Source organism: Pseudalkalibacillus sp. NRS-1564 (assembly GCF_050467905.1).
Taxonomy (GTDB): Bacteria; Bacillota; Bacilli; order Bacillales; family Guptibacillaceae; genus Guptibacillus; species Guptibacillus hwajinpoensis_B.
Map to the genome: position 1 here is coordinate 103,914 of NZ_JBITPM010000002.1, position 12,903 is coordinate 116,816.

11 protein-coding genes, 1 pseudogene and 1 riboswitch are annotated in these 12,903 nt (G+C 41.5%); of the genes and pseudogenes, 9 read left to right on the forward strand and 3 right to left on the reverse strand.

The features are described from left to right. The 8 genes and pseudogenes from ACIFPW_RS00905 (at position 1) to ACIFPW_RS00940 (ending at position 9,459) form a co-directional block, all read left to right on the forward strand. Positions 1 to 960 (forward strand): type II secretion system F family protein, encoded by a 960-nt coding sequence (locus ACIFPW_RS00905; protein WP_430241331.1) that lies wholly within the window; start codon positions 1 to 3, stop codon positions 958 to 960. A 3-nt stretch (positions 961 to 963) separates the two neighbouring features. After that, a complete protein-coding gene (locus ACIFPW_RS00910) occupies positions 964 to 1,890 on the forward strand; it encodes a type II secretion system F family protein (RefSeq protein WP_430241332.1) in 927 nt (308 codons plus the stop codon). Between the two features lie 179 nt (positions 1,891 to 2,069). Continuing rightward, entirely contained in the window at positions 2,070 to 2,924 is an 855-nt protein-coding gene (locus ACIFPW_RS00915) for an MBL fold metallo-hydrolase (protein WP_430241334.1), read from the forward strand. Between the two features lie 46 nt (positions 2,925 to 2,970). Next, positions 2,971 to 3,738, forward strand: coding sequence for an ABC transporter ATP-binding protein (locus ACIFPW_RS00920; RefSeq protein ID WP_430241336.1), 768 nt, complete (start codon positions 2,971 to 2,973; stop codon positions 3,736 to 3,738). A 55-nt stretch (positions 3,739 to 3,793) separates the two neighbouring features. Continuing rightward, on the forward strand, positions 3,794 to 4,168 hold the full coding sequence (locus ACIFPW_RS00925; protein ID WP_430241338.1) for a hypothetical protein: 375 nt from the start codon (positions 3,794 to 3,796) through the stop codon (positions 4,166 to 4,168). A 159-nt stretch (positions 4,169 to 4,327) separates the two neighbouring features. Then, positions 4,328 to 4,439: riboswitch (SAM riboswitch) on the forward strand. Between the two features lie 163 nt (positions 4,440 to 4,602). Then, a complete protein-coding gene (locus ACIFPW_RS00930) occupies positions 4,603 to 6,426 on the forward strand; it encodes an assimilatory sulfite reductase (NADPH) flavoprotein subunit (RefSeq protein ID WP_430241340.1) in 1,824 nt (607 codons plus the stop codon). Between the two features lie 24 nt (positions 6,427 to 6,450). Beyond that, positions 6,451 to 8,160: pseudogene (gene cysI, locus ACIFPW_RS00935) on the forward strand (assimilatory sulfite reductase (NADPH) hemoprotein subunit). Positions 8,161 to 8,244: 84 nt separating this feature from the next. Further along, positions 8,245 to 9,459: a threonine synthase gene (locus tag ACIFPW_RS00940; RefSeq protein ID WP_430241342.1), complete on the forward strand. Its 1,215-nt coding sequence runs from the start codon at positions 8,245 to 8,247 to the stop codon at positions 9,457 to 9,459. A gap of 63 nt (positions 9,460 to 9,522) precedes the next feature. Here ACIFPW_RS00940 and ACIFPW_RS00945 read toward each other — a convergent pair whose 3' ends face one another. Next, entirely contained in the window at positions 9,523 to 10,080 is a 558-nt protein-coding gene (locus ACIFPW_RS00945) for an MEDS domain-containing protein (RefSeq protein WP_404682635.1), read from the reverse strand. A 173-nt stretch (positions 10,081 to 10,253) separates the two neighbouring features. Further along, a complete protein-coding gene (locus tag ACIFPW_RS00950) occupies positions 10,254 to 10,733 on the reverse strand; it encodes a site-2 protease family protein (RefSeq protein ID WP_283152497.1) in 480 nt (159 codons plus the stop codon). 269 nt (positions 10,734 to 11,002) lie between these two features. Here ACIFPW_RS00950 and ACIFPW_RS00955 point away from each other — a divergent pair, with 269 nt between their 5' ends. Beyond that, positions 11,003 to 11,425: a DUF1801 domain-containing protein gene (locus tag ACIFPW_RS00955; RefSeq protein WP_430241345.1), complete on the forward strand. Its 423-nt coding sequence runs from the start codon at positions 11,003 to 11,005 to the stop codon at positions 11,423 to 11,425. A 141-nt stretch (positions 11,426 to 11,566) separates the two neighbouring features. Here the strand turns inward: ACIFPW_RS00955 and ACIFPW_RS00960 are convergent, their stop codons facing one another. Beyond that, positions 11,567 to 12,823 carry a hypothetical protein gene (locus ACIFPW_RS00960; RefSeq protein WP_430241347.1) on the reverse strand — a complete coding sequence of 419 codons (1,257 nt, stop codon included), beginning with the start codon at positions 12,821 to 12,823 and terminating at the stop codon, positions 11,567 to 11,569. Positions 12,824 to 12,903 lie beyond the last annotated feature (80 nt).

Here is a 12,903-nt window from a genome sequence, read left to right on the forward strand (position 1 = left end):
ATGAATGATTGGGTTCTCCTTGTAGTGATTTTTGTTTCAGTGACCTTACTCTTTTATTTGATTTCCAAAGGGGTTATGAGAAAGAAAAAAACCAATGAGCGTATTAAGAGGTTTATCCCACAAGCCGTCGCTGTCACTGAGGTTAAGGAAAAGCAAAAGAATGAAACATTTAGAAAATGGATTGGTTCATTTGCAAAAGCATTTTCTGGCATACAGTTTAGCCAAAAAACAAAGAAATCTCTTGAACAATCGGGAAGTTCATTAAAAGCAGAAGAGTTCTTTGTTATTCGCATTTTAAGTGCGATGGCAGTGGCTGGATTGCTCTATGTCCTTGATGTACCATGGTTTGTTAGCATTCTATCGCTTTTGATCGGTTTTATTATTCCTGGTATCTATATCACGATTAAAGCAAGGAAGAGAATCAAGCTACTATCCTATCAGCTTGTTGAGGCGCTTGGTACGATGTCCAACTCAATGAGGGCAGGGTTTAGTTTCGTGCAGACGATGCAACTCATTGGGAAAGAAATGCCAGATCCGATTGGTCCAGAATTTGATCGTACTGTTCGTGAAATTGGAATGGGTATACCTATGGAAACCGTGTTTCAAAGCCTGTTAGAACGTTTACCAAATAAAGAGCTTGAAGTTGTTATACAAGCTATTCTTGCGCAACGTAAAAGTGGTGGGAACCTGGCGCAGCTTATGGATACGATGGAAGATACTATTCGAGGGAGGATCCGGATTCTCGAAGAACTAAAGACACTGACGGCACAAGGAAAGTTATCATCCTGGATCATTACTGCTCTCCCTCTTGTGATGGGAATCTACCTCTATTTTGTAAGTCCTGAATACCTTGAACCAATGCTTACCTATCCATTGGGCTGGTTTCTTCTAGTAACAGGGGCGATTTCACTATTCATCGGCTGGTTTTTAATTCAAAAGATTGTTCGGATTGAGGTGTAACCAATGATTGCTATTCTGTTTATGCTTTGTACGATGGTTTGTTTCGTATTGTTTATTGCTGCCCTTCTTAAAACCGTTTATCGAAAAGAACTTGCTCTTGAATCTCGCGTTGAGCACTATTTTGGCAAGGAAGAAAAAATTCAACGTAAAACCGAAAAAAGAGAAAGTGGATCTTACCATCCACTACTTCGTAAATATTGGGGAATGGGTATTGAACAGGTGAGTAAAACATTTGCAAGAAAGGATCGAAAGAAGTTAGATATGCTCCTCCATGAGGCTGGATATGGAAACCGTTCGGCAGTTGAATTCCGACTTATTCAACTTCTTCTCAGCATCGGTGGAGGGTTCTTAACTTACTTGCTTATGGTGCCTGTGACGGATGGAAATGCTTCTATGACACTTGTATTAGCACTTGGGGTTGTTTTCTTATTTTATCGATATCCTTTGTTTTACTTAGCGAAGAAAAAAACGCAGCGCGTTAAAATAATCGATATGGAAATGTCCGATTTCTTTGATATGGTAAGTCTACTTCTTGAAGCAGGCGTAGGACTTGAAGGGGCGATCAAAAATGTATGTGCAAGAAAGTCTGGCCCACTTGCGGATGAGTTTAGTCAGGCATTAGATGAGATGAAGCGAGGGAAATCGCGACGAGAAGCATTTTATAATCTGAAAAAACGTGTTCCTTCAGATTATTTTCAAAGTGTGATGATGTCGATTATTCAAGCCGATCATCTTGGAATCGGAATGTCAAAAGTTATTAAAAATATTACGGCACGCATTCGTGAACAGAGACGTGAACGAGCACGCGAGCAAGCGATGAAAGCTCCAGTGAAAATGCTCATACCTATGGTTCTCTTTATTTTTCCACCCCTCTTTATCATTATCCTTGGACCGATGGTAGTGAAGATCGTCGTGGATGGCTTTGGTTAAGAGAAGACGAACACCTCCATTTCTACTGCAATGCAAAAAAATCACCTTTTCTAAACGACGCTTCCATTTGGAGGTGTCTATTTTTGTATGTAGTAGAAAAAATACGAATACAAAACTTCAAAATGATAAAATGGAAATAAGAAATTTCATCGAGGTTTGTATTTTAAGGAGGACAATAAATGCAACAGATTAAACAAATTGGCAATCGCTTTTACTATCAAACACCAGTTTCCGAAACGGACCGACCGATTCTAGGAATGGTGATTGGAGATAGAAAGTCTCTGATGATCGATGCTGGGAATTCAGAGGACCATGCTCGTTATTTTCTAAAAGAACTATCGGAAAAAGGATTCAAGGAACCGGACATGGTCGCGCTCACTCATTGGCATTGGGATCATATCTTTGGACTATCGGCGCTGAAAGATGCAGTCTCCTTATCCTCGCATCAGACGAAAGAGGAAATTAGTAAGCTTATTCCATTAGGATGGTCTGATGATGAGTTGGATGAGCGGGTGAAAGAAGGCACTGAAATTGAATTTTGTGCAAATGCGATCAAGAAGGAATTTGTGGATTCTCGAGACATTACGATTACGCTACCAGATGTAACGTTTGGTGAGAAAATGGAGATTGATCTTGGTGGTGTCACGTGTATTCTTCACCCTGTTGGAGGCGATCACGCGGCTGATTCGGTTGTGATTTATATGAAGGAAGAGAAAATCCTTTTTCTTGGAGACTGCTTTTATCCTGATATTTTTTCAGAAAAAGTCAACTACACTGTTAACACAACAAATCGACTGCTTGATCAATTAGAAAGCTTTGAGGCAGAATGGTTCATCTTATCACACGGGGAGGCAATCTCTAAGGAGGATTTTAAGAACGAAGTGAACCTTTTACGTGCTGTTGCTTCTATTACTGAGGAGTGCAATGGTGATGTTACACGTATGCAAAAGTTGTATGAGCATAATGTTGGCAGAGACTCACGCGAAGAGGAGCTTGAAGTGATTCAAGAATTTGCTAACGGGTATACGATGTAAAAAGCGCTAGTTGGAATGACTTTCTTCAAAGAACGGAGTGGGATGTATGGCAATCATTCATGTAGAAAATGCTTATTACACACGTGAGAAACAGATGATTTTATCCGATATTTCTTTTTCCGTAGAGAAAGGACAGCATCAGGCCATTATCGGATTAAATGGATCAGGTAAAACGACACTACTTCAGTTAATTCACGGCTCGATCTGGCCACTGCTTCGCTATGATCCCGTCGTTGAAGTATTGGGGCATCGTCTTGGGAAAACTGATTTGAATGAGCTTAGAAAATCTATTGGCTGGGTGAGCAACGCTTTCACTGAGCGTATCTCGCCGATGCAGGAGCAGGTGACGGAACAGGAAGAATCGCAAGCGATGAAGATGATGCAGGAATGGGGGATTGCTCATTTACGCGGTAAACCTTTTCGAATTTGCTCTCAAGGTGAGAAGCAGAAAGTCCTGATAGCGAGAGCTTTGATGTCTTCGCCAAAGCTTCTTATTCTAGATGAACCGTGCAACGGACTTGATCTATATTCACGCGAACAGTTATTAGCTCAGGTTGAACGACTTGGAAAAGAGGAAGATGGTCCAACCATATTGTATATCACTCATCATATTGAAGAGATTTGTCCCGTATTCACTCACGCCATGATTATGGAAAATGGTCGAATTGCAGTGAATGGCAAGAAGAAAGATGTGTTAACAGCTGAACATCTTAGTAAAAGTATGGGCGTCCCTTTAGAAGTGACGTGGAACAGAGAGCGACCTTGGGTTCAGGTGAATTCAAATGAGATGAAGCCAGCTTATCCATCTGCATAAGGACCGTGTATCTCAAAAATGCCCAAATTCGTTCATCGTCAAAAGGAGGTATGTATTGAAGGATTTTGATTCGCTAACTCATAAAGAAATTGCGATTCGATATACGGTATTGACGCTGTTTCTATCGTCTACCATTTTTATAGTGGATTACGACCTTCCACTCTGGGCGTATGTCATATGCATGCTTCTATCGATATTTGGTATTGCGGTGAACTTGTTGAAATGGAAACGTGGGAAAAAAGTTAACGTCACATTTAAAGATCATGTCATTCGCTCCTGCGTTTTTTCTTTCATGGCCTTTCTCTTGTTGGTGCTGCCTTTTGACTACAGTTGGTTGATGATTCTTATGATTCTATCTCTTGTCATGGCGAATACGATTGATTTCATGCGCATGCGGAATAGGATACAAGAGGGGCAACGGCAGGGATAAAAGACCTGAATCATTTGGATTATTTTTCATGAAGATTGCTGGTGTTATCGCCATTTAGTTAATTGAATGATGATAATTTTCTAATAATATATTGACTTTTATTCGATCACGAGATAACATTTGAACCAATCATTGTCATTTACAATTTGATAGCAACATTTCTTATCAAGAGAGGTGGAGGGACTGGCCCTATGAAGCTTCGGCAACCGATGAGATGATCCTTCATCTCATACTGTGCCAAATCCAGCAGGTTTATCCTGAAAGATAAGAAGACTGGCTTCGTACTTACAAACCTTTCTTCTTATGTTTTGAGAAGAGAGGTTTTTTGTGTTGAATGGGTTAGGGGGAATGCAGACGAATTTATTTGCTATTAATTCCGAGTAAACTACTTTCATTACATTGAATTAAATTTTAGTATTGTGAGGTGGATTGTATTGCAGTTACAGGTTGTGAATAGCCCTTTTGACAAAGAACAAACGGAGCTTTTAAATCGTCTCTTACCAACATTAAATGAGACGCAGAAAATATGGCTGAGCGGATACCTTTCCGTACCAGGTAGCTCTGAAGCTGCGGCAGCTACTGAGACGATTGCTCAAGGTGTTTCTGCTTCAGAAGCATTCTCTAAACAAGAAGCAAAAACACGTGAGCTTACGATTCTCTATGGCTCACATACTGGCAATTGTCAGTCACTAGCGGAATCTTTCTTTGAGCGATTGGAAAACGAGAAATACAACGTTACCCTTTCATCGCTTGATGATTTTAAGCCAAAGTCGCTTAAAAAAGTAGAAGATTTATTATTGATTACAAGCACCCATGGAGATGGCGATCCTCCTGATAATGCGTTAAGCTTCCATGACTTTGTTCAAAGTAAGAGAGCCCCTGAATTAGATGGTCTCAGATTCTCAGTCTTATCACTTGGTGATAGCTCCTATGAATTTTTCTGCCAAACCGGGAAAGATTTTGACAAGCGCTTTGAAGAATTAGGTGCAACAAGGCTCTATCCTCGTGTAGATTGTGATCTTGATTTCGAAGAGCCTGCAGAAGAGTGGTTCGAAGGCGTGACGGGAGTATTGAAAGAAGATCAGTCTACGAGAGAATCGACTTCTGAAACAAAACCTGATGAGTCGAATCAGACGTATTCCAGAACGAATCCATTCAAAGCCGAAATTCTTGAGAATGTTAATTTGAATGGACGTGGATCGAATAAAGAAACACGGCACATTGAGCTTGATCTTGAAGGATCGAACCTTGAATATGAGCCGGGTGATAGCCTTGGTATTTACCCGGAGAATGATACTGCTCTTGTCCGTCAGCTAATCGATGAAATGAACTGGAAGCGAGAAGAACAGGTTACGGTGAACAAAAAGGGTGACGTTCAGCCACTTGAAGAAGCTTTAACGAAAACATATGAGATTACGAGTCTCACAAAGCCATTGCTCAAGAAGATTGCAGAGCTGACATCAAGTTTTGAGCTTAAGCGCATGGTTGAAGCGGAAGGCGAAGAACTAAGAACATACCTTTACGGTAGAGATTTAATTGATTTGGTGAAGGACTACGGACCGTGGACCGTCTCGGCACAGGAGTTTGTAAACGTTCTGCGCAAAATTCCGGTTCGTCTTTATTCGATCGCAAGCAGTTCAAACGCAAATCCAGATGAAGTTCATCTCACAATTGGGGCACTAAGGTATGATGCACATGGTCGAGCTCGTACGGGCGTATGCTCTGGCCAATGCGCAGAGCGCTCACAAGCGGGGGATACACTCCCAATATTTGTGCAGCGAAATCAAAACTTTAGACTTCCGGATCATCCTGACACCCCTATCATTATGACAGGCGCAGGCACTGGCGTAGCGCCGTACCGGGCATTCTTACAAGAGCGAGAAGAAAGTGGCGCAAGTGGAGAAACGTGGCTATTCTTTGGTGAACAGCATTTTGTCACAGACTTTCTTTATCAAGTCGAATGGCAGAAGTGGTTAAAAGATGGGGTGCTTTCTCGTATGGACGTGGCGTTTTCTCGTGATTCAGAAGAGAAAGTGTATGTTCAGCACCGCATGCTCGAGCGAAGTAAAGAACTATACGAGTGGCTGCAAGAGGGTGCGCACGTCTACGTATGTGGAGATGAAAAGTATATGGCAAAAGACGTTCACGTGGCACTCGTTAACATCTTAGAGCAACAGGGGAATTTCAGTGAATCAGAAGCAGAAGCTTATCTTGCAGATCTACGTAACGCGAAACGCTACCAGCGCGATGTGTACTAAGCGCAACAGGGAAGGAGATTGACCATGTCCAAAAAGACGGTAACAGAAGACGGCAAACCGAGTGAAATGGAGAAAATCAAAGACGAAAGTGATTACTTACGTGGCTCGCTTGTGAAAAGCTTTGCGGATCCCATCACCGCTTCCATCCCAGATGCAGATACAAAACTATTAAAATTTCATGGGAGCTATATGCAAGATGATCGCGATATTCGTCAGGAGCGAAAACAGCAGAAGCTTGAACCAGCTTATCAGTTTATGGTTCGAGTGCGACTACCTGGTGGAGTAGCTACGCCAGAACAATGGCTAGTAATGGATGATCTTGCGAATCAATACGGAAATGGAACGCTAAAGCTAACAACGCGCCAAACGTTCCAGATGCATGGGATCTTAAAGTGGAATATGAAGAAAAGTATTCAGGCAATGGACCAGGTTCTGATGGATTCTCTTGCGGCATGCGGTGACGTGAATCGTAATGTGATGTGTAATGCCAATCCCTATCAATCTGATATTCATGCCGAGGTGCATGGGTGGGCACGGAAGTTAAGCGATGATCTTCTGCCGAGAACGAGAGCGTATCATGAAATCTGGTTAGACGAAGAAAAAGTGCTTGATCGAAAAGAAGAGGAAATTGAGCCGATGTATGGTCCTCATTACTTGCCGAGAAAGTTTAAGATCGGGGTCGCTGTTCCACCATCAAACGACGTGGATATTTTCTCACAAGATCTTGGTTTTATTGCAATTCTTGAAGATGGCAAGCTACAAGGATTTAATGTCGCAGTAGGCGGCGGCATGGGTATGACGCATGGGGACACAAGTACGTATCCTCAGCTGTCCCGAATCATTGGTTTCTGTACACCTGATAAGATTGTTGATGTTGCTGAGAAAATCATTACAATTCAGCGGGATTATGGCAATCGCTCAGAGCGGAAGAACGCTCGCTTCAAATATACGATCGATCGAAGAGGACTGGACTGGGTTCGGAACGAATTGAATAATAGACTGGGCTATGAACTAGAAGAAGCTCGTTCTTATCATTTCGATCATAATGGTGATCGCTATGGATGGGTAAAAGGTGATGGAAAGTGGCATTTAACGCTCTTTATCCAAAATGGTCGTATTGTGGATTTAGAAGATTATCAGATTATGACAGGGCTTCGTGAAATTGCAAAGGTTCACGAAGGAGATTTCAGACTAACGCCGAACCAGAATCTCATTATAGCGAATGTATCAGAAGAAAAGAAAGCAGAGATTGATGAGCTTGTGGCAACATACGGTCTTACAGATGGGAAACAAAATTCAGCACTGCGCCGTAATTAGATGGCCTGCGTGGCGTTCCCAACATGCGGTCTAGCGATGGCAGAAGCAGAGCGTTATCTACCTTCTCTCATTGATAAGATTGAAGAGATTGCAGATGAAGCGGGACTGAGAGAAGAAGAAATCGTAATCCGCATGTCGGGCTGTCCAAATAGCTGCTCACGTCCGACGCTTGGTGAGATTGCCTTTATTGGGAAAGCGCCTGGTAAGTACAATATGTACACGGGAGCAGGGTTTGTTGGGGATCGGTTAAGCAAGCTTTATAAAGAAAACATTGGCGAAGAAGAAATCCTTGCTTCACTAAAACCGATTCTATTTAACTACGCGAAAGAAAAAGAGCAGCATGAGCATTTCGGTGATTATGTGATTCGTGCAGGGTATGTGGAAGAAGTGCGATCAGGACTTGATTTTCATAGTTAGTTATGACGAAATGAAGCCCGAAGTTCATCAAGTGTGAACTTTGGGTTTCAACACGTCTTTCATTAAATCGTTGGAGGTGCTTCAATGCCGTATAGTATGGTTTCTCATTTAGTGTGTCCAAAGTGCAACGAGACATATGATTCAGATACGATTCAACAGCTTTGTGTTTGTGGTTCACCACTTCTTGTCGAATATGATCTTGATGAGGTGAAAAAGCGTCTTACAAAGGAAATGATTGCCGGACGAGAACAGTCGCTCTGGCGCTATCATGAATTACTTCCGGTTAAAGAAGAAAAGAATAAAGTTAGTTTTGAAGAAGGGATGACCCCTTTCCTGCCACTACCATCCCTTGGTCAGAAAATGAATCTCTCAAACTTATACATAAAAGACGAGGGAATGGTGCCGACGGGTTCATTTAAAGCTCGGGGAGCGGCAGTCGGCATTTCGAAGGCAAAGGAGCTTGGCGTTCAGAACCTTGCGATGCCGACAAATGGAAATGCTGGAGCTGCCTGGTCACTTTATGCAGCAAAGGCTGGGTTGGACGCTCATATCGTTATGCCTGTTGACGCACCTGAGATTACGAGAAAAGAAGTGAGTATTTCTGGTGCTCATCTTTATCTAGTCAACGGGTTAATAAGTGACGCTGGTAAAATAGTTGGTGATCTCGTGAAAGAGCAAGGATTTTATGATGCATCTACCCTAAAAGAGCCCTATCGCATTGAAGGTAAAAAAACGATGGGGTATGAAATAGCGGAACAGCTGAATTGGGAGCTTCCTGATGTAATTCTTTATCCAACAGGCGGTGGCGTTGGTCTTATTGGGATCTATAAAGCGTTTCTTGAGCTTCAGAAGCTTGGTTGGATTAAGGATCAAAAGCTTCCAAGATTAGTTGCTGTGCAATCGGAGGGGTGTGCCCCTATTGTGAAGGCATTCGAAGAAGGAAAAACTGAGTCTGAGTTCTGGGAAAATTCAACGACGCATGCGTTTGGTATCAATGTACCTAAAGCGATCGGAGACTTTCTTGTATTGGATGCGATCTATCAAACAGACGGGTGTGCCGTTGCTGTTTCTGAAGAAGATATTCGAATCTCTCAGCGAGAAGTTGCTGCGTTAGAAGGGCAATTTATTTGTCCCGAAGGAGCGAGTACATTCGCTGCTGCGGAAAGATTAAGGGAACGAAATTGGATCAAAGAAAATGAACAGGTTATTTGTTTAAATACGGGCCTTGGTATTAAATATCCAGATGCTTTTGAAGTAAATGTGAAAACAATGGAGACGAATGAAAGAATCAACGTCTAATATCTTAGCCATACCAAAGGTAATGCACCACTCTGAGATTTTCTTAGAGGGGTGCATTTCTATTTAAGCTAAATATTGTTTTGAAGTGAAAAATTCTTCTTCCATTAACACGTAAGGGTGAGTTTCCATCAAAATGTTAATGAGGTAATCAGGCATTCTTTCTCCATCGTATGCACAAATAAGAGGGAAGGAAAGATCGTTAACTGCTTCGTCTACAATTTTTTCGAAGTCTTCTATAAGGTGAAGAGGGTCTTCCATCGAGGCCCATTCCACATGTGCCCATGAGCGGAAGGAGAGATTAGATTCCACATAAGGTTGAACGGTCTTTTTGAAATATTCATGAATAGCAGGAGGATGATAACTGCCGCTAGAAAAGTAAAAGTCGAAGCTGTTCACTCTGTGGACAAACTTCATTTCGTTAGCCGTTAACCTTGAGGTTAATTCTTTCTCAATCATCGGATACAGGCGATCATTTTCGATTAAGATGACGTAATCTCCGTTCGCGACTCCTTTTTCAGTATAACTAACGACTTGTTCGAGGTAATTCTTCATCCCATGGTAGGCATAAAGCACATGAACACTTTTTTGCTCCTCGAACAGCTGATTCATCTTGCTAGTCAAGTGATCACCCCTTCGTTTTCTTCTACCTTTATTTTACTACAATTCTTCGAAGAGATACATGGCGGTATGAGTAGGCATGAGGTTTTTATTTCGGTAAAGGTGAGAAAGATCGTGCGATATGAAAAAAAGCCAGATTCTGTGTGAGAACAGAATTTGGCTTTTATCCTTTACGTTTAATCAATTGGATCGACGGATTTTCCGTATCGAAGAACATCGAATACGGCCATCCCATCACTAGGTCTGCCATTGTCATTACGGAAGGGCATAAGTGAGAAGAAAATAAAGTAGATAGAGAAATAGGTGAACTGATAGAAAAACAGCGTTACAGGTATTGTGTTTGAGGTAATCAAGTAGTTAATGATTAAAATCACAATGAGATTAAATAGACTGCCACCTAAATAGATCGCAACGTGTGCCCACGTTTTGTTGTAGGTTAATTCTTCGTATTGGCACCAGCCTTCCATGAAATACTTTCTTCTAATTTCCAGCGGTCCTATATGAAAGAGCGTGCGTCCTGTACCGATGCAAAATTTCACTTTGCCTCCAAATAGCCGCGCTATGAGCACGTGACCCGCTTCATGGACAAGAGTGACAATTGGTAGAATAATGAAGAAATTCACAAAGAACATGGGAATATCATTTAAAGTAAACATGGTTATACCTCCGAGATGTAAGTATCAACTAAAGTTTGGTATGACTATAAAAAGGAACGTTCCCGATTTACTCGTTTCCTAACTGATTTTCGATAAGAAACATGAAACGGTAATAAAAGAAATGCTCTTGATACATCTTTACTTGTAAGGGCATAGCGGTAATAAGCTTTCGGAATTTGCGATTGTTGAACTAAGGAAAATAAAAAGGAATTAACGAAAGGGCGGAGTAAATAGTAAGTGAAAGGTGATGAAATAAAGGGGGTATTTTGATGTATGAACTGAAAACGAAAGAAACGGATAACAGTGTGATTGAATTCATCGAAAGCGTTGATCATCCAAAGAAGCGGGAGGATGGCTATCGTTTGTTAGATCTTTTTACTGAAACAACAGGGTATGAAGCGAAAATGTGGGGACCAAGTATTATTGGATTCGGAAGTTATCATTATAAATACGCTACGGGACATGAGGGGGATGCACCGCTCGTTGGATTTTCTCCTAGGAAGGCTAAGATTAGCTTGTATCTCGCTCAAGGAGAACCAGAGCGCGAGGAAGCTTTAGCTCGATTAGGAAAACATAAAACGGGGAAAGCTTGCGTTTATGTAAATAAGCTTGCGGACATCGATCTTGAAGTACTTAAAGAGCTAATATGTCAATCAGTCGAATATTTGAAAAAGCTGTACCCAGAAAAATAAGGTAGATATTGCATAGTAAGGCGGAAACATAATAATTTATATTGCTAGAGAGAATGGTACGATGAGCCAATTAGTGAAATTTCAACATAAGGGTCAGGCGCAGATGTGCCTGACCCTTATGTTGGTTTCAAAACCTTTAGATTATTGTGCTTGCACGGTTTCAAGCGCTACTGCTTTAATGTCACCTTCCTTTGATTCTGAGACGAAAGAAAGTCTGTTTTCACCAGTATGATACACGTGCAAATATTCGTTATCCAGTTCATTAAAGACGACCTCATCAGGTTCTCCAAATTGACAAACGACATCTGTGTAAGGGATAGCGGGTCCTTCTGATAACGCGTTATAACGTAAATGACTTACCGTTTCGTTTGCAGTTAAGTAAGCGTACTTTTCATCATAGAATCCAGGTGTTCCTTCATAGAACGTTTCATCATAAGTCATCTCTGGCTTTATTTTCTTTAAGGCTTCTTCAGACATTCCAATAAAAATGGAGGCATCCTTCAGGTGACCTTGCTCTGCAAAATTCAGTAATTCTGAATGGAACGGAGCTTTTTCACAGGAAGTAGGGGTATTCTCGGCTGATGTTAATGGTTTTTCATCTGTCATCGTATAATCACCATTAAACCCAACAGCTGCGTCATGATAACTAAGACAGGCTTCTTCAATAAATGTAATGACGTCATTCGTTCGAATAAACGTACCGGAACAAGACGGATCTTCCGTATCCTCAAACGTTGCTTCATCACCGTTTATTGTAGCTGTACCATTCAATTTCCCAACATCCGATCCACTACTTACGTCGATCGTAAACTGAAAGGATTCCTTCGTCACGTTTGATATGCTTAAATTCCCCTGATCGAACGCAGGATCAATATAAAGTGCTTCTTTCCATTCAGAAGAACTTTCTTCGTTCGCTGCTTCATCTTTCGGATTGGATTCCAGTTCAATTCGAGTGTATACGCCTGTAAAAGAAGCGCTATTCTCATTCATTGATTCACACGCTTCACTCGTATCGATGGCTAATCGGTCCTCCTTCCAACCAAACGAGGCTTTGCAAGCATCGTTATCAGGGTGTGTGAAATGAGCCATTTCTCCGTCGACTTCAGCAGTTCCTGAAAGCTCTCCAACATTTTGACCATCATAGGATTGAAGCATAAACGTAAATGAAGTAGAAGCTGAATCTGTTATATCGAGACCCCCATGGATTTCTCCATCTTTCTCCCACTTGTACGTGCCATCTTGAAAAAGAATGTCTTTTTGTACGGTTTCCTCTGCAGACTTGTCCACCGTTTCTTTCTCCGCTTCTACCTTTTCCGATGAGTCAGAAGTAGTTAAGAAGTTACATGACGTGACGATGAGTAATAAGATAAACACCAATACGTGACGAAGCGTTTTCATAAGATTCCTCCCTACTGAAGTAAGTTGATGCCATCATTATACATAACGTTCCGTAAAAGAATGGGATAATGGTGTCGAGC

Excerpts from the sequence above, each read along its gene's own strand:
- ACIFPW_RS00905 (WP_430241331.1), top strand. The coding sequence starts at position 1 with ATGAATGATTGGGTTCTCCTTGTAGTGATTTTTGTTTCAGTGACCTTA.
- ACIFPW_RS00910 (WP_430241332.1), top strand. The coding sequence starts at position 964 with ATGATTGCTATTCTGTTTATGCTTTGTACGATGGTTTGTTTCGTATTG.
- ACIFPW_RS00915 (WP_430241334.1), top strand. The coding sequence starts at position 2,070 with ATGCAACAGATTAAACAAATTGGCAATCGCTTTTACTATCAAACACCA.
- ACIFPW_RS00920 (WP_430241336.1), top strand. The coding sequence starts at position 2,971 with ATGGCAATCATTCATGTAGAAAATGCTTATTACACACGTGAGAAACAG.
- ACIFPW_RS00940 (WP_430241342.1), top strand. The coding sequence starts at position 8,245 with ATGCCGTATAGTATGGTTTCTCATTTAGTGTGTCCAAAGTGCAACGAG.
- ACIFPW_RS00950 (WP_283152497.1), bottom strand. The coding sequence starts at position 10,733 with ATGTTTACTTTAAATGATATTCCCATGTTCTTTGTGAATTTCTTCATT.
- ACIFPW_RS00955 (WP_430241345.1), top strand. The coding sequence starts at position 11,003 with ATGTATGAACTGAAAACGAAAGAAACGGATAACAGTGTGATTGAATTC.
- ACIFPW_RS00960 (WP_430241347.1), bottom strand. The coding sequence starts at position 12,823 with ATGAAAACGCTTCGTCACGTATTGGTGTTTATCTTATTACTCATCGTC.